We start from the raw sequence: 14474 nt of genomic DNA on the forward strand, positions 1-14474 counted from the left end.
CCGGATCAGCCGGCGCAGCTGCCGTCCGGGTCGCGTTCGACGAACCACAGCCCGGCCCACAGCTTCGGGTCCATGGCGTAGCCCTCGGCCATCTTCGCGGTGAGCCATCGCGCCGCTTCGTCGACCGGCACCTCGTGCACGGTGATGTCCTCGGTCTCGTCGCCGCCGCCGGCGTGCACGCGGGTGAGCCCGGTGGCGCGGCAGAAGGCGATGATTTCGGTGCTCATGCCGGAGCTGGTCGGGCCTTCCATCAACACTTCGACGTGGCTGGCCTGCCAGCCGGTTTCCTCCAGCAGCTCGCGGGCCGCGGCGGATTCCAGCGTGTCCTCGCCGAGGTTGTCGCCGACGAGGCCGGCGGGCATCTCGATGGTGCGCTGCTGCAGCGGCACGCGGAACTGCTCCACGAACAGCAGCTTCCGCTCCGGGGTGACGGCGACGATGATCACCGCCTTGCCCTCGGCGTGCGTGCGCTCGACGTACTCCCAACTGCCGCGCGTGCGGATGCGCAGCCAGCGGCCTTCCCAGGCGACTTGCGCCTCGCCTTCGTGCTTCGGGTTCATCGCGTTCCCTTCAAGTCGGCATCCTGGCGGCGTCCTGCAGGCGACGCCGGGTCATCGGGCCGATGCGCAGGCGCTCGCACAATCGGTCGATCGCGTCGTTGTCCGGCGGGCGGCGGCGCGCGGCGTCGAAATCGCCGGGCAGCGGGGCATCGCGGACGATGGTGGCGAGTTGGCGCGACAGTAGCGCCGACTCGCGGTGTTCGCGGAGTCGCGCCGCGTGCTGGGCGGCACCGCGCAGCTTGAGCAGCGGCACCTCGTCGAGCTTGGCCAGCAGCGTGTCCATCGAACCGTACACGCCCAGCAGGGTGGCCGCGGTCTTCGGGCCGATGCCCGGCACGCCCGGGATGTTGTCGCTGGCGTCGCCGGTGAGGCCGAGGTAGTCCGCCACCTGGTGGGCGTGGATGCCGTAGCGCGGCTTCACGCCGGCGCAGTCCCAGCGCTCGTTGCGGGCGAAATCCCACTGCCAGTCGCCTTCATCGAGCAACTGGGCCATGTCCTTGTCGGCCGACACGATCACCACGGCGTGTCCGTCGCGTCGCGCCTGTGCGGCCGCGCTGCCGATCAGGTCGTCGGCTTCGTATTCGACGTGTGCGAGCACCGGCAGGCCCATCGCCTCGCCGAGCGCCTTGCAGTGCCCGAACTGGCGCTTCAGCTCCTCGGGCGCCGGGTCGCGGTGCGCCTTGTAGGCCGGGTAGATCGCGTTCCGGAAGCAGGAATCCAGCGCTTCGTCGAAGGCGAGGGCCAGGCGCTCCGCGCGAGTGCGCTCGATCAGCTCGCAGAGGAAACGCGCGAAGCCGTGCACGGCGTTGACCGGCCAGCCGTCCTCGTCGTTCGCCTCGATGGGCGTGCCGTGCCAGGCTCGGAAGACGTAGAGGCTCGAATCGACGAGATGGACCGCGTTCGCCGTCACGGCGTCCATTCCGCCAGTTTCGCCTCCAGCGTCGGGCGCAGGCGTTCCGGGGCCTCGCCTTTCGCGGTCCCGATGTGGATGAAGCCGAGCAACTGTTCGTGCGGCGCCAGCCCAAGCCCCTGGAGGATCTCGCGGTCATAGGCGGCCCAGCCGGTGAGCCACTGGGCGCCGAAGCCGAGGCCTTGTGCGGCCTGCAGCAGCGCGAAGCAGACGGCGCCGCCGGACATCAGTTGCTCCACGACCGGCACCTTGTGGCCCTCCACCGGCGTGGCGATGACGGCGACGATGAGGGGCGCGAAGCTGAAGCGCTCGCGGTCCTTGTCGACGGCGGCCCGGGGGGCGTCGGGGTCGAGCGCCTTGGCGCGGGCGGCGAGGCGCTCGCCGAGCGCATGGCGTGCATCGCCGCGAATGGCCAGGAACCGCCAGGGCGCCAGCTTGCCGTGGTCGGGGACCCTCATGGCCGCCTCCAGCATCGCGTGGAGCTGGTCGGCATCGGGGCCAGGGGCATCGAGTTGGCGACTGGGCACCGAACGGCGCTGCATCAAGACGGAGAGAAGATTCATGGGCGGATTGTAACGGCGCGCTGTCCGGTCGCAGCCAACTGCCAGACCCGTCACGGTTTGCATGTGTCAACGCGCCCACTATGCTCGTCAATCGACCCCCGTCCCACGCCTGTTCATGAACCCCGTGAGTTCCCGACCGCCCACGTACGATGAACTGCTGCGCTACACCCGCCGTTCGGTGGTGGAGCAGCTGTCGTCGCTCGTGGTGGCCGTGCTCGGCAAGGCGGACGATTGGATGTTCGATCTCGCCCAGAAGGAAGGCGAGGGGGCCGACCCGTTCGCGCGCTCGCCGCGCCTCGAGGCCATGAACACCCTTCGAAGCACGCGGGCCACGATCGAACGGCAGTTCGCGCGCCAGTACGAGGCGTTGTTCGACGAGCTCATCGAGCCGAAGCAGGCCGGCGTCGATGGCCTGCGCCTCAGCCTGGTCGATGAGCAGGAGCTCGAGCAGCAGCTGGCCTCCGACCTTATCGTCGAGGCCTTGCAGCGCGCCCATGGCCCGTCGCTGGACGCGCTGGCCCGGGCGCTCGCCAGGATCATGGGCGTCGAGTCGCTTGCGCCCCGCCAGAACCCGCTCAGCCCGCTGAACTTCGGCCACGCGTTGCACCGCGCGGTCAGGGACATCGAGCTGCCCAACATGCTGCAGGTGGTGCTTTACAAGTACTACGAGCGCGAGCTGTTGGCCCGCTTCAACGACATCCTCGAGCCGTTGATGCAGCGTTTCGTCGCCGCCGGGCTCGTGCCCCGCCAGGGCATTGGCCCCGGGTCGCCGGTGCGTCCTGCCGCGTCGCCGCCGCGTCCCGGCGCCGCTCCGTCGCCGGCGGGAGCGGGCGCTTCCCCGGCCTCCGCCGAGCACGATGTCGGCGGCCACGCGCCGAGCCCCGGCCATGGCGCTCCGGCGTCGCCGGACGACGCCAATGTCTTCGCGCTGTTGCGCGAGATGCTCCGTGCGCTCCGCCCGCAGCATGCCGGCGCGGCGCCCGCCGGCCCTGCGGGCTACGGTTTGCCCGAGCGCCGCGCGCTTCAGACCACCGAGATGCTTTCGGTGTTGTCGCTGATGCAAACCGAGGTGCCGCCCTCCGTACTGGAGACGATGGAGCGCCACGAAGCCTCGCTGTCGGTCCTGCTGAAGCGCGACTTGCTGGAAAGTGCCCGCCGCATCGGTCTGTCGCCGGACCAGGTGCGCATCAGTCCGGATGAGGAGGACGCGGTCGACCTCGTCGGCATGCTGTTCGACGTCCTCTTCGATGAGCACGATTTCGAGCAGCGCGCGCGCAACCTAGTGAGCCGCCTCGTCGTGCCCTACGTCAAGGTGGCTTTGCTGGACCGCCAGATGTTCATGTATCGCACCCACCCGGCGCGCCGGCTGCTCAACGCGGTCACCGAGGCCTGCGAGGGCAACGGCGGCCAGAGCGCGCACGAGCGCGAGATGCTCGGCAAGGCCGAACAGGTGGTCGACACCCTCGTCGGCGACTTCAACGAAGACGTCGCCATCTTCGAGACCCTCGAGTCCGAACTGCGCGGCTTCCTCGAACAGCACCAGAAGCGCGTCGAGCTCGCCGAGAAGCGCGCCGCCGAGGCGCAGCGCGGGCAGGAGCGCCTGGAGCACGCCCGCATACAGGCCGGTGGTGAAGTAGCGAACCGCGTCGACGGCAGGAAGGTGCCGGCCGCCCTGCGCGAATTCCTCGCGCGCAGCTGGTCGCACCATCTGTCCCTGGTCGCGCTCCGCGAGGGCACCGAATCCGTCGCGTGGTCGGCCGCCCTGTCGCTGGCGGACAAGCTGCTCGACTTGCTGCCGGGGGGCAAGGCGGCGGGCGTGAGCATTCCCACGGCGATGCAGGGCTTGAGCGCCGATCTGGTCGTCGTCCTGGGCAGCTCCGGCGTGCAGGGCGAGGCGGCGGACGGCGTCATCAAGGCCATCGCCGACGGCGTCGAGGCCCAGCGCCGTGGTGATGCCGTGGCCGCACAGCAGGCCGCGGCCGTGCTTCGCGTCGCGCCCGAGCCGCCGCCGGTGCCCGCCCAGCCGCGCCTGAAGATCGTGGGCGGCACCGATGCCGTGCCGGAGATCGACCCGGACGATCTTGCCCAGCTCCGCGATCTCAAGGTCGGGGATTGGATCAGCTTGGCGGGCGAGGACGAGAAGCTGGCGCCGGCCAAACTCGCGTGGATCTCTCCGATCTCGAACCGGCTGATGTTCGTCAACCGTCGCGGCGTCCGCATGCTGGTCGCCTCGATCGAGGAGCTTGGGGCATTGAAGAAGCTCGGCAAGCTGCAGCTCCGCGATACCCAGGGCGGCGCCTTCGAGGATGCCCTGCAGCGGATGGTCGGTCGCTTGAAGCAGGACATCGCCTGAGGCAGGACAGCGCGGGAACCGTGGGCTAGCATCGGGCTTCCCCATCCGAGGACGCGTCGATGCCGGTCACCGTGGTCTGCCTGAAGGAAGCCGCCGCCGGCGAACGCCGCGTCGCGATCACCCCCGAAACGGCCAAGAAGCTCGCGTCGCTGGGCGCCGATGTGCGCGTCGCGCGCGGTGCCGGGGCCCATGCAGGTTTCCCCGACGCCGCGTACGACGCGGCCGGGGGCGCGGATGGCGAAGCGGCCTTGGCCGATGCCGACCTGCTGCTCTGCGTGCAGTCGCCCGATGCCGCGACCCTCGCGAAGCTCAAGCCGGGCGCCGTCGTTGTCGGCATGCTCGCGGCACATGCCCCCGGCGACCGCGAGGCCGCCTTGGCCTCGCGCGGCGCCACCGCCTTCGCCATGGAGAAGTTGCCGCGCACCACGCGCGCGCAGGCCATGGACGTGCTGAGCTCGCAGGCCGGCATGGCCGGGTACAAGGCCGTGCTGCTCGGCGCCCAGCTCGCGCCGCGCTTCTTCCCGATGCTCAGCACCGCGGCCGGCACGATCCGTCCGTCGAAGGTGCTGGTCGTTGGCGCCGGCGTGGCCGGCCTGCAGGCCATCGCCACGGCGCGCCGGCTCGGTGCCCAGGTGGAAGGCTTCGACGTCCGCCCCGAGACGCGCGAGCAGATCGAGTCGCTGGGCGGCAAGTTCCTCGATCTCGGCGTGTCCGCGGCCGGCAGCGGTGGCTACGCGCGCGAGCTGAGCGCCGAGGAGCGCGCGCTGCAGCAGCAGCGACTCGCCGACCACCTCAGGTCCATCGATGTCGTGGTCTGCACGGCCGCCGTGCCGGGCCGCGCCGCTCCGAAGATCATCACCGCGGGCATGGTGGCCGGCATGAAGCCCGGCAGTGTGGTGGTCGACCTGGCCGCCGAGACCGGCGGCAACTGCGAGCTGACGACCCCGGGCGAGAACGTGCAGCACGGCGGCGTGACCATCGCCGGCCCGCTGAACCTCCCCAGCAGCGGCGCCGTCCACGCCAGCGAGATGTACGCCCGCAACCTGTTGAACTTCGTCAGCCTGTTCCTGAAGGACGGCGCGATCGCGCTCGACTGGAACGACGAGCTGATCGAGAAGAGCTGCTGGGTGCGCGCCGAGGCCGCGGCGACGGCCTGATCGGTGCGATGGCGCGCCGTTAGCGCGGCGGATCGCCGGTGGGGGGCGGTACGACGCCGGGGCCGCCGGCGTCCAGCCAGGCGCGACGCTGCGGCGGGCTCAGTGACTCCCAGGTGCGACGTGCGGCGTCGCGCTCCGCCGGCGGCAGCGACTGGAACCGCTGCCAGACCTCGCGAAGCCGGCCGCGCTGGTCGGCGTCGCTCTGCCGCCAGCGTTCGGCACCGGCCCGTGCAAGGCGCTTCTGCTCGGGGCTGAGGCTGGCCCAGAAGCGGGCACGGTCGAGGTAGCGCTGCTGTTGCTCGGGCGTCGCGCGTTCCCAGCGCTCTCGCATCGGCTCGATCAGCGCCGCCCGGTCGGCGTCGGAGAGCGATTCCCATGGGCGTGCGGCGGGCGCTTCCGGCGAGGCCATGGCCACGGAGCCCGTGGCCAGGAGAAGGACGGTCAGGGCGAGGGTCCGGGTCATGGCGTGAATCCTTCGTTCGGCAGGGTGTCGGGCAGGGACGTGGCGTCTTCGGGACGGGCCGCGTCATCGGGCACGGTCGCCAGCCAGGCGTAGAACTCGGCATCGTCCTCGAGTTCCATCAGGGCGGCATCGGCGAAGCGGGCCGCTTCGGCTTCCGAAGCCGCCGGCGCGGGGGGGGCGGGTGCCGGTCCCTCGGGGCGCGGCAACCACAGCACCACGGCCAGCGTCGCCGTGGCGATGCCGCTGGCCGGCAACCACCCGGGGGCATCCCGGCGGCGCGATGCATCGCCCGCCAGTGCCTCGCGTCGTCGGGCGCGCAGCGCCGTTGCCGTGGGGCCGTCCAGCGCCTCGACCCGCGCCTCGAACAGGTTGCGGGCGCGTCGGATGGGGTCGTTCTTCGGGGCGGTCATCGCCAATCGTCCAGTTGGGTCCGCAGCGCGGCCTGCGCGCGGAACAGGTGGGTTTTCACCGAGCCTTCGGTACAGCCCATCGCGGCGGCCGTTTCGGCGCCGGACAGGCCCTGCAGCTCGCGCAGCAGGAAGGCCTCGCGCTGGCGCCGGGGCAAGGCTCGCAAGGCGACACCCAGAGCCTTCCAAGCCCTCTGGCGCTCGTCGGCCTCGGCGGGCCCGGGGGCACTGTCCGCCAATCGGTCCATCGGGTCCTCGGCGTCCTCCTCGTCGCGCACGCCGAACACGGCGAGCACCCGGCGTCGCACGGTGTTGCGGCGGTGCCGGTCGGTGATCCGGCTGCGCAGCACGCTGAAAAACAGCGCCGGCCACTCGGACTGCGGGCGGTCGCGGTAGCCGAGGAAAGCGATCATCGCGTCCTGCACGGCATCGAGCGCGTCCTCCCGGTGCCCGAGCGCGAGCTCGGCCATCCGGAAGGCGCGCCGCTCGACGCTGGCGAGGAAGCCGTCGAGCGCCATTTCCGGCGGGGCCGCGTTCGGGCTCAAGGGGCGTGCGGGTCCGTGGCCATCCATCGGGACGATAACGCAGCGGTCCGGATTCGGTTGACCCGGGGATCAGCCGCCACGGTCCTGGCGGCGTTGGCCGATCCGATCGGCACGCCGCTCGAGCCGGTCGCCGCGGTGGTCGAGCCGGTTCTCGATGCGGTCGCCGCGCGCGTCCAGACGTTCCGCACGAAGACGATGGCCGTTCGAAGCCGCGACGTCGGCGCGGTGGTCGAGGCGTCGGTCGATCCGCTCGCCACGGGCATCGAGGCGGGCATCGATGCCGTCGCCGCGGGCCGTCCAGCGGTCGGCGATGGGGCCGGTCGCGTGGGCGGAGGCGGCTGAGGCACCGAAGAGCACGGCGGCAGCGAGGGCGAGCGAGGCGCTGCGGCGGGAGAGGGCAGGGTGGCGCATGGCGGGGCTCCGGGATTACGGCGGTTGCCGTGCCCGCCATAACGCCATGCCCACCGCGCGCGTTGACGGGTCGCGGGCGACGTTCATCCCGTGGTTAAGATGGGGCCGGGGACAAGGGCCCATCGGGCTCGCCACATGGGGAAACGGATGGACGGGTTCGTCGCGCTGTACATCGTCATGCTGGCCGCGTTCTGCGGCCACGAAATCATCTCGCGGGTGCCGGTGATCCTGCACACGCCGCTGATGTCGGGATCGAACTTCGTCCACGGCATCGTCGTCGTCGGCGCGATGGTCGCGCTGGCCCACGCCGACACCACCACCGAGCGGGTGATCGGCTTCCTCGCCGTGCTGCTGGGCGCCGGCAACGCGGTCGGCGGTTACGTGGTGACCGAGCGCATGCTCGAGATGTTCAAGTCGAGCAAGGGAGGCGCGTGATGGACAACCTCCTCGACCTGCTGGCCAAGGCCAGCTACTTCATCGCCGCGGTGCTGTTCATCGTCGGCCTGAAGCGCATGTCCTCGCCGGTGACGGCGCGGCGCGGCATCCAGTGGGCCGGCGTCGGCATGGTGCTGGCGACGCTGGTCACCTTCGTCGCGCCCACCACCTGGGGCTCGCACGGCATCGACCCGATCAACCTCGGCCTGATGGTGCTGGCCCTGGTGCTGAGCGCGGTGTTCTGGGTCTGGGGCAAGCGCGTGCCGCTCACCGACATGCCGCAGATGGTCGCGATCTTCAACGGCATGGGCGGCGGCTCGGCGGCGGCCATCGGCGCCGCGGCGCTGGTGAGTGCCTCGAGCCACACCGGCAGCTGCGACGCCACGGCGATGGCCGACCACGCGTGCATGAGCCCGACGATGACGGTGCTCGCCGTCGTCGGTGCGCTGATCGGTGCGATCTCGTTCTCCGGCTCGGTGATCGCCTGGGCCAAGCTCGACGGCCGCATGGACAAGCGTTACACCTTCCCGGCGCAGAAACTCGTCAATGCGGCGCTGACGGCCGGTGCGGTGCTGAGCGGCGTGCTGCTGGTGCTGCAGCCGTCGCCGGCGATCCTCGTCATCGCGATCTTCTTCGCGCTGGCGCTGATCGTGGGCGTGGCGATGACGCTGCCGATCGGCGGCGCCGACATGCCGGTGGTGATCTCGCTGTACAACGCGCTCACCGGTCTCGCCGTGGCCTTCGAGGGCTACGTGCTGCAGAACGAGGCGCTGATGATCGCCGGCATGGTGGTCGGCGCAGCCGGCATGCTGCTCACTCAGCTGATGGCGAAGGCGATGAACCGTTCGCTCGGCAGCGTGCTGTTCGGCAGCTTCGGCGCCACCGGCGAAGCGCAGGCGATCAGCGGTTCGCAGAAGCCCATCGAGGCCAGCGACGTCGCGGCGATGATGGCCTACGCCGAACGCGTGGTGATCGTGCCGGGCTACGGCATGGCCGTCGCCCAGGCCCAGCACAAGGTGTGGGAACTGACGCAGGCGCTGCAGAAGCGCGGCGTGCAGGTGAAGTTCGCCATCCACCCGGTCGCGGGCCGCATGCCGGGCCACATGAACGTGTTGCTCGCCGAGGCCGGCGTGCCCTACGACATCATCGCCGACATGGACGACATCAACCCCGAGTTCCCGATCACCGACGTGGCGCTGGTGATCGGCGCCAACGACGTGGTGAACCCGGTCGCCAAGACCGACCCCGCCTCGCCGATCTACGGCATGCCGATCCTCGACGTGTCGCATTCGCGCAACGTCATCGTGGTCAAGCGCGGCAAGGGCACCGGCTTCGCCGGCATCGAGAACGCGCTGTTCTACGCCGACAACGCGCGCATGCTCTACGGTGACGCCAGCGGGGCGATCGCCAAGCTCATCGCCGGCATGAAGGAGTTGGACGGCGGCGGGCACTGATGCGTCACGGCACGCTCGAGTTCCGCATCGTCGCCGAAGTGCCGGTGTTGCGCGTCGAGCGCACCGGCGCCCCCGATCCGCCGCAGCTCAAGGCACATTGCCTTGCGATCCTCGCCGAGGCCCACCGCCTCGGGGCGGGGCGTTTGCTGGTCGATGAGCGCCGCATGGGGGGATGGATGGCCGCGGGCCTCGACAGCCTGCTGGTCTACCGCGAGATCGTGCGCGAGGCGCAGGCCGCCGGGCTGACGGACCTGCCCATGCGTATCGCCGTGCTGACCGTGCCGCAGGCCTCGAGTGACCACGATTTCCTCGCCCACGGTGCCGTCGGCGTCGGGTTCGACATGGCTTACTTCGACGACGAGGACGATGCCCTCGCTTGGCTGGGGGTCGGGGCCTAGCGGTTCCACCACAGTGTCAAGGCGACCGCAGCAGCCAGCCACGCGACGTTGGCGGGGGTGGCCCAAGGGCCGGCGATCACCCCGAAAAGCACGGGCCCCAGGCGCAGGGCTGATTCCCAGGGCAGCAGGCCGAACGAGGGCCCGATCACGCCGGCGGCCATCATCCACAGGCTCGCCGCCGCGGTCAGCACGAGGAATCCGAGCGCCCACGCCGTGCGCGCGGCACCCGGCGGGGTGCGCAGCAGGGACAGCAACAGGCTGGCGTCTGCCGCCACGATCACCGCCATCCACGCAGCGGGGGCGCCCAGCCAGAGCGCCACCGCGCCCCATAGCGCCACCACGAGCGGCAGGGCCAGTGCGAGGACGAGGCCTGCCCAGGCATGGCGTGTCGCGGGGCGTCGGGGCGAACGGTGGACGGCGGTGTTCAAGCGGATGGGCCAGCGGATCGGAGCCGCGCAGGGTAGCCGCAGGGAGGCGACGGCGCCGTGTCTTCGCGACGCCCTCGCGCCGATTCCCGCCGGCCCGGTAGAATCAGCCCCGATTTGGTCCTGATTCCCGCCGATGTACAGCCGCTCCAGCGAACCCGTCAGCTTCTCCCGCGACTGCGCCGCCGTGCTGGTGCCGCAGGGCGAGCGCGTCACCCTGCCGGCGGGCAGCGTCGGCTACATCACGCAGGCGCTCGGCGGCTCGTTCACCGTCTTCGTCGAAGGCAACCTGTTCCGCATCGCGGGCGAGGATGCCGACGCGATCGGCAAGGAGGCCCCCGAAGCCCTCGCGCTCTCCGAGGACGCCGGCGACGACGAGGTGGAGAAGCTGGTGTGGGAGCAGCTGCGCACCTGCTTCGACCCGGAGATCCCGGTCAACATCGTCGAACTCGGTCTTGTCTATACGGTGGAGCTCGGCCGTCGCGACGATGGTGCTCGCAAGGTCGACGTGCGCATGACCCTGACGGCGCCGGCCTGCGGCATGGGCGACATCCTCGTCGACGACGTGCGCAGCAAGGTCGAGCGCATCCCCACGGTGGCCGAGGCCGACGTCGAGCTGGTGTTCGACCCGCCGTGGAACCAGTCGATGATGTCGGAAGCCGCCAAGCTCGAAACCGGGATGCTGTGACGCGCAGGCGCCAACGGGCGCCGACCGCCGCCTACAGCCAGCGCGATTTCTTCAGCACGCGATAGAGCGCCAGCACCGTCACGACGAGGCCGCCGACGAGGATCGGGTAACCGAAGCGCGCCTTCGTCTCCGGCATGAAATCGAAGTTCATGCCGTACCAGCTCGCGACCAGCGTGGGTACGGCCAGCAGGGCGGCCCAGCCGGCGAGGCGCTTCACCACCTCCCCCTGTTCGGCCGCGACCAGCGACAGGTTCACCGACATCGCCGCGGTGAGCATCTCGCGCATGGTGTCGGTGGCCTCGGCCACGCGGGCCACGTGGTCCTGCACGTCGCGGAAGTACACCTGCAGCTCGTCGCGGACGAGGTGCGGGTAGAAGCGCGTGAGCTGGGCCAGCACGTCGTTCAGCGGCGACACCGCAAGGCGCAGCGTGGTGAGATCGCGCTTGAGGTCGTAGAGCCGGCGGATCGTGTCGCGATTGAACTGCTTGTCGAAGATGTCGGCTTCGATCGTCTCCAGCTCCCGGCGGTACTGCTCGACGATCGGGAAGTAGTTGTCGACCGCGTAGTCGAGCACCGCGTACAGCCCGTAGCCCGGACCGAGGCGGAACAGCTCCGGGTTCTGCTCGGCGCGCTCGCGCGCCGCGGCATAGGGCAGGGACGCGCCGTGGCGCACGGTGATCAGGTAGCGGGGCCCGAAGAACACGTGGGTCTCGCCGACGCCGATGGCACAGTTGGCCGCCGACTGCGCCGTGTGCATCACGATGAACAGGGCATCGCCGTAGGGCTCGATCTTCGGGCGCTGGTGCGCCTTCAGGGCGTCCTCGACGGCGAGAGGGTGCAGCCCGAACTCCGCCTGCAGCTTGTGCAGCAGGTCGGCGTCGGGTTCGTAGAGACCGACCCAGACGAAGCTGCCGTCGTCCACGCCCAGCACGTCCGAGATGGCATCGAGCGCGAGTTCCGCAACCTTCCTGCCGTCGCGGTAATGGATGCAGGCGCGCACCATGTCGGTACGTGCGGCGGGGTGCGTCGGGATGACCGGGCTCATGCCCGCATCATCGATCCGGGGTTGTCGTGGCGGCAAGCCGGCGGAAATGCCGGGCCAGCGCCCAGTGCAGCGGAAGCAGGAGCACCACCCACTCGACGTTGGCTTGCTTCATGAAGGGCATCAGCTTGAGGAAAGCGCCGGCGGCGGCCAGCGCCAGCACCAGCACGATCACCACGCCGAACAGCCGGCCCGGCGGCCGGCCACGCATCGCCCTGAAGGCGCCCGGCAGCAGGGCCAGGGCCAGTGGCGGGAGCAGGAACAGGTTCTCGTTGCCCCAGGCGAAATCGTGGCCGCTGCCGAACCACAGGAAGAGCATCGTCGTGCCGGCCAGACCGGCGACCAGCCAGAAACCGCCTGCCAGCGCGGCCACGGCGCGCGGCGCGCGGCGGCCCAGCCACAGCAGGGCGAAGGCAAGGGCGGCTCCCGCGAGCGTTGCTTCGAAGCCGAGGCGCGGCATCTCCGCCGGCTCGGGCGCCAGCCGGTGAGGCAGCAGTTCGGCCTCCGAAGCGACGATCGCGCGGCCGTCGGCGCGCTTCAGCGTGCGCAGGCTGTCGGCGAGGCGCATCGGGATGAAGGCTTCGTCCCAGCGCGACAGTGGACGGTCGGCCTTCGCCGCGAGGCCAAGGTGGAAGCCGGTGCCCATCCACGCCGCGGGCGACGCCAGGCGGACGGCTTCGCTGCGGTGCGTGTTGCCTTCGGAGCTGGCGGTGAGCGTGCGTTTCAGCAAGCCGCCGAGCGCCGCATCCAGCGCATCGCGCACGCGCGTCGAGCAGTTGTCGGTGAAGTAGCGGTAGTCGTAGACGGCGTTCTCGGCGCGCGCGTTCACCTCGAGCATCGCCGCCAACGCCGCGGCCTCGGCGGCGTCCAGGTCAAGCCACTGCACCGAGACGCCCCGGCCGCTCGCGCGATATTGCGCGAGGTCGGCTTCGAGCGGCAGGGCGACAAGGCGGTAGCGCATGGTCCCGGCGACGAAGCGGGCGAGGAAATCCGGCTCGCCCGGGTCGAAGTAGCCGAAGTTGTAGCTGGTGGGTTCGCGGCCGTCCTGCCGGTCGATGACGATGGCGTTGTGGCCGAAGCGCTCGAAGAACACCTCGCCGGGCGCCATGGTCAGCACGCCGACACGCGGTGCGCCGAGGGCGGCCCCGGCGAACAGGGCCAGCACCACGACGAGGGCCCACCTCACGAGGCCATGCGCCACCCAGCGCCCGGCGCGCGCCGGGGCCGGGTCGCCGGCCTCAGCGGCCGGCGTCATGGAGCCTCACGCGCAGGCTGTGCACGCGGCGCTGGTCGGCATCCACCACGGTGAAGTGGAAGCGGCCGCTTTCGAAGGCCTCGCCCGGCTCCGGCAGGTGGCCGATGCCAGCGACGACCAGGCCGCCGATGGTGTCGAACTCGTCGTCCGGGAACTCGGCGCCGAAGCGCTCGTTGAACTCGTCGATCGGCGTCAGCGCCTCGACCACGAACTGGCCGTCGGACTCGGCGGCGATGCTGGTGGAGGCGTCGGCCGCATCGTCGTGCTCGTCGTCGATCTCGCCGACGATCTCCTCGAGCACGTCCTCGATGGTGATCAGGCCGGCCACGCCGCCATGTTCATCCACCACGATGGCCATGTGGTTGCGCGAGGCGCGGAACTCGCGCAGCAGCACGTTCAGGCGCTTGCTGTCCGGGATCAGCAGGGCGGGGCGCAGCAGCTCGCGCACGTCCTGCACGGCGTTGTCGGCGACGATGCCGCGCAGCAGGTCCTTGGCGAGCAGGATCCCGAGGATCTCGTCGCGGTCCTCGCCGTGCACCGGGAAGCGGGAGTGGCCGCTCTCGACGACGTGCTTCATCAGGTCGAGCAGCTTTCCCTCGGCGGGGAGCGAGACCATCTGGGCGCGGGGCACCATCACGTCCGCCACGGTCATCGTCGAAACGCTGAGCGCGCCTTCCAGCATGCTCAGCGTGTCGCCCTCGATCAGCCGGTTGCTGCGGGCGTCGCGGAGGATCTCCAGCAGGTCCTCACGGGTTTCGGGTTCACCCGAGAAGGCGTGCGACAGGCGTTCGAGCCAGGAGCGCTTCTCGGGCAGGGGACTAGAGTCGTCCTCGGACATTCGTTTTCAGTATCTGCCCCCGACGGGGGGCACGGACGGCCGAGTGTAGCCGATGGTCGTGATGGGCCCGGTGCAGGGTCCTGCAACCTCGGCGTCGTCCTCAGCGCTCGGCGTAGGGGTCGGGAATGCCGAGGCGGCGGAGGATGGTGCGTTCGCGGGCTTCCATGGCCTCGGCCTCGGCCTCGGAGCATTCGTGGTCCATGCCGAGCAGGTGCAGCACGCCGTGCACCACGAGATGGGCGTGGTGGTGGGCGAGCGGCTTGTCCTGGCCGAGGGCCTCCAGCGCGACGACCGGGGCGCATATCACGAGGTCGCCCAGCAGCGGCGAGCGCACGCCCGGCGGCAATTCGACCGGAAAGCTCAGCACGTTGGTGGCGTAGTCCTTGCCGCGGTAGTCGCGGTTCAGCGCGCGGCCCTCGTCGGAATCGACATAGCGCACCGCCAGCTCGATGGCCCGGCGCTGGCCGGCCAGCGCGGCCTCGACCCAGCGGCGGACGCTGGCGGCGGCGGGCAGGCCCCTGCGCGGGAGGCCATAGCTGACGTGGACGGTGGTGGCGGGCATGGCAGTCT

General features: G+C 70.7%; 18 protein-coding genes. 6 read left to right on the forward strand and 12 right to left on the reverse strand.

Annotation, left to right across the window (positions count from 1 at the left end; genetic code table 11):
* Window positions 1-5: 5 nt before the first annotated feature.
* From ACYVAK_RS13895 to ACYVAK_RS13905, 3 genes are read right to left on the reverse strand one after another with little or no spacing between them, the layout of a single operon-like run.
* Window positions 6-560, reverse strand: coding sequence for an NUDIX hydrolase (locus ACYVAK_RS13895; RefSeq protein ID WP_461061980.1), 555 nt, complete (start codon window positions 558-560; stop codon window positions 6-8).
* 10 nt (window positions 561-570) lie between these two features.
* Window positions 571-1479, reverse strand: a complete 909-nt coding sequence (locus ACYVAK_RS13900) for a 5'-3' exonuclease (protein WP_461061982.1) — start codon at window positions 1477-1479, stop codon at window positions 571-573.
* Window positions 1467-2033 carry a nitroreductase family protein gene (locus ACYVAK_RS13905; protein ID WP_461061984.1) on the reverse strand — a complete coding sequence of 189 codons (567 nt, stop codon included), beginning with the start codon at window positions 2031-2033 and terminating at the stop codon, window positions 1467-1469. The genes ACYVAK_RS13900 and ACYVAK_RS13905 overlap by 13 nt, the downstream gene beginning before the upstream one ends.
* 124 nt (window positions 2034-2157) lie before the next feature.
* On the opposite strand from ACYVAK_RS13905, the gene ACYVAK_RS13910 reads away from it, so the two are divergent.
* Together ACYVAK_RS13910 and ACYVAK_RS13915 are read left to right on the forward strand one after the other, a co-directional pair.
* On the forward strand, window positions 2158-4386 hold the full coding sequence (locus tag ACYVAK_RS13910; protein ID WP_461061986.1) for a DUF1631 family protein: 2229 nt from the start codon (window positions 2158-2160) through the stop codon (window positions 4384-4386).
* Window positions 4387-4445: 59 nt separating this feature from the next.
* Window positions 4446-5543 carry an NAD(P) transhydrogenase subunit alpha gene (locus tag ACYVAK_RS13915; RefSeq protein WP_461061988.1) on the forward strand — a complete coding sequence of 366 codons (1098 nt, stop codon included), beginning with the start codon at window positions 4446-4448 and terminating at the stop codon, window positions 5541-5543.
* A gap of 19 nt (window positions 5544-5562) precedes the next feature.
* Here the strand turns inward: ACYVAK_RS13915 and ACYVAK_RS13920 are convergent, their stop codons facing one another.
* The 4 genes from ACYVAK_RS13920 to ACYVAK_RS13935 are packed head-to-tail and all read right to left on the reverse strand — an operon-like array spanning window position 5563 to window position 7369.
* Window positions 5563-6006 carry a DUF3106 domain-containing protein gene (locus tag ACYVAK_RS13920; RefSeq protein ID WP_461061990.1) on the reverse strand — a complete coding sequence of 148 codons (444 nt, stop codon included), beginning with the start codon at window positions 6004-6006 and terminating at the stop codon, window positions 5563-5565.
* A complete protein-coding gene (locus tag ACYVAK_RS13925; RefSeq protein WP_461061992.1) occupies window positions 6003-6416 on the reverse strand; it encodes a hypothetical protein in 414 nt (137 codons plus the stop codon). The genes ACYVAK_RS13920 and ACYVAK_RS13925 overlap by 4 nt, the downstream gene beginning before the upstream one ends.
* On the reverse strand, window positions 6413-6985 hold the full coding sequence (locus ACYVAK_RS13930) for an RNA polymerase sigma factor (protein ID WP_461061994.1): 573 nt from the start codon (window positions 6983-6985) through the stop codon (window positions 6413-6415). Before ACYVAK_RS13930 ends, ACYVAK_RS13925 begins: the two co-directional genes overlap by 4 nt.
* Before the next feature lie 42 nt (window positions 6986-7027).
* Window positions 7028-7369, reverse strand: a complete 342-nt coding sequence (locus ACYVAK_RS13935) for a hypothetical protein (RefSeq protein ID WP_461061996.1) — start codon at window positions 7367-7369, stop codon at window positions 7028-7030.
* Between the two features lie 147 nt (window positions 7370-7516).
* Between ACYVAK_RS13935 and ACYVAK_RS13940 the strand changes: the two genes are divergently transcribed.
* From ACYVAK_RS13940 to ACYVAK_RS13950, 3 genes are read left to right on the forward strand one after another with little or no spacing between them, the layout of a single operon-like run.
* Window positions 7517-7804 carry an NAD(P) transhydrogenase subunit alpha part 2 gene (locus tag ACYVAK_RS13940; RefSeq protein WP_297867085.1) on the forward strand — a complete coding sequence of 96 codons (288 nt, stop codon included), beginning with the start codon at window positions 7517-7519 and terminating at the stop codon, window positions 7802-7804.
* Entirely contained in the window at window positions 7804-9258 is a 1455-nt protein-coding gene (locus tag ACYVAK_RS13945) for an NAD(P)(+) transhydrogenase (Re/Si-specific) subunit beta (protein ID WP_461061998.1), read from the forward strand. Before ACYVAK_RS13940 ends, ACYVAK_RS13945 begins: the two co-directional genes overlap by 1 nt.
* Window positions 9258-9656, forward strand: coding sequence for an STAS/SEC14 domain-containing protein (locus ACYVAK_RS13950; protein ID WP_461062000.1), 399 nt, complete (start codon window positions 9258-9260; stop codon window positions 9654-9656). Before ACYVAK_RS13945 ends, ACYVAK_RS13950 begins: the two co-directional genes overlap by 1 nt.
* Here ACYVAK_RS13950 and ACYVAK_RS13955 read toward each other — a convergent pair.
* Window positions 9653-10084 (reverse strand): hypothetical protein, encoded by a 432-nt coding sequence (locus ACYVAK_RS13955; RefSeq protein WP_461062002.1) that lies wholly within the window; start codon window positions 10082-10084, stop codon window positions 9653-9655. The two genes, ACYVAK_RS13950 and ACYVAK_RS13955, sit on opposite strands and share 4 nt — an antisense overlap.
* A 133-nt stretch (window positions 10085-10217) precedes the next feature.
* Between ACYVAK_RS13955 and sufT the strand changes: the two genes are divergently transcribed.
* Window positions 10218-10769, forward strand: a complete 552-nt coding sequence (gene sufT, locus ACYVAK_RS13960) for a putative Fe-S cluster assembly protein SufT (RefSeq protein ID WP_461062004.1) — start codon at window positions 10218-10220, stop codon at window positions 10767-10769.
* 31 nt (window positions 10770-10800) lie between these two features.
* Here sufT and corA read toward each other — a convergent pair whose 3' ends face one another.
* From corA to ybeY, 4 genes are all read right to left on the reverse strand, one after another.
* Window positions 10801-11814 (reverse strand): magnesium/cobalt transporter CorA, encoded by a 1014-nt coding sequence (corA, locus tag ACYVAK_RS13965; protein ID WP_461062006.1) that lies wholly within the window; start codon window positions 11812-11814, stop codon window positions 10801-10803.
* 7 nt (window positions 11815-11821) lie between these two features.
* Window positions 11822-13066, reverse strand: coding sequence for a lipoprotein N-acyltransferase Lnb domain-containing protein (locus ACYVAK_RS13970; RefSeq protein ID WP_461062008.1), 1245 nt, complete (start codon window positions 13064-13066; stop codon window positions 11822-11824).
* Window positions 13050-13904: an HlyC/CorC family transporter gene (locus tag ACYVAK_RS13975; RefSeq protein ID WP_461062010.1), complete on the reverse strand. Its 855-nt coding sequence runs from the start codon at window positions 13902-13904 to the stop codon at window positions 13050-13052. The genes ACYVAK_RS13970 and ACYVAK_RS13975 overlap by 17 nt, the downstream gene beginning before the upstream one ends.
* Before the next feature lie 100 nt (window positions 13905-14004).
* Window positions 14005-14466, reverse strand: coding sequence for an rRNA maturation RNase YbeY (ybeY, locus tag ACYVAK_RS13980; protein WP_461062012.1), 462 nt, complete (start codon window positions 14464-14466; stop codon window positions 14005-14007).
* Window positions 14467-14474: the final 8 nt, after the last annotated feature.

The organism is Silanimonas algicola (assembly GCF_054777375.1).

Excerpts from the sequence above, each read along its gene's own strand:
- ACYVAK_RS13915 (WP_461061988.1), top strand. The coding sequence starts at position 4,446 with ATGCCGGTCACCGTGGTCTGCCTGAAGGAAGCCGCCGCCGGCGAACGC.
- ACYVAK_RS13920 (WP_461061990.1), bottom strand. The coding sequence starts at position 6,006 with ATGACCCGGACCCTCGCCCTGACCGTCCTTCTCCTGGCCACGGGCTCC.
- ACYVAK_RS13970 (WP_461062008.1), bottom strand. The coding sequence starts at position 13,066 with ATGACGCCGGCCGCTGAGGCCGGCGACCCGGCCCCGGCGCGCGCCGGG.
- ACYVAK_RS13900 (WP_461061982.1), bottom strand. The coding sequence starts at position 1,479 with ATGGACGCCGTGACGGCGAACGCGGTCCATCTCGTCGATTCGAGCCTC.
- ACYVAK_RS13945 (WP_461061998.1), top strand. The coding sequence starts at position 7,804 with ATGGACAACCTCCTCGACCTGCTGGCCAAGGCCAGCTACTTCATCGCC.
- corA (WP_461062006.1), bottom strand. The coding sequence starts at position 11,814 with ATGAGCCCGGTCATCCCGACGCACCCCGCCGCACGTACCGACATGGTG.
- ybeY (WP_461062012.1), bottom strand. The coding sequence starts at position 14,466 with ATGCCCGCCACCACCGTCCACGTCAGCTATGGCCTCCCGCGCAGGGGC.
- ACYVAK_RS13935 (WP_461061996.1), bottom strand. The coding sequence starts at position 7,369 with ATGCGCCACCCTGCCCTCTCCCGCCGCAGCGCCTCGCTCGCCCTCGCT.
- ACYVAK_RS13950 (WP_461062000.1), top strand. The coding sequence starts at position 9,258 with ATGCGTCACGGCACGCTCGAGTTCCGCATCGTCGCCGAAGTGCCGGTG.
- ACYVAK_RS13940 (WP_297867085.1), top strand. The coding sequence starts at position 7,517 with ATGGACGGGTTCGTCGCGCTGTACATCGTCATGCTGGCCGCGTTCTGC.
- ACYVAK_RS13905 (WP_461061984.1), bottom strand. The coding sequence starts at position 2,033 with ATGAATCTTCTCTCCGTCTTGATGCAGCGCCGTTCGGTGCCCAGTCGC.
- sufT (WP_461062004.1), top strand. The coding sequence starts at position 10,218 with ATGTACAGCCGCTCCAGCGAACCCGTCAGCTTCTCCCGCGACTGCGCC.
- ACYVAK_RS13975 (WP_461062010.1), bottom strand. The coding sequence starts at position 13,904 with ATGTCCGAGGACGACTCTAGTCCCCTGCCCGAGAAGCGCTCCTGGCTC.
- ACYVAK_RS13930 (WP_461061994.1), bottom strand. The coding sequence starts at position 6,985 with ATGGATGGCCACGGACCCGCACGCCCCTTGAGCCCGAACGCGGCCCCG.
- ACYVAK_RS13925 (WP_461061992.1), bottom strand. The coding sequence starts at position 6,416 with ATGACCGCCCCGAAGAACGACCCCATCCGACGCGCCCGCAACCTGTTC.
- ACYVAK_RS13895 (WP_461061980.1), bottom strand. The coding sequence starts at position 560 with ATGAACCCGAAGCACGAAGGCGAGGCGCAAGTCGCCTGGGAAGGCCGC.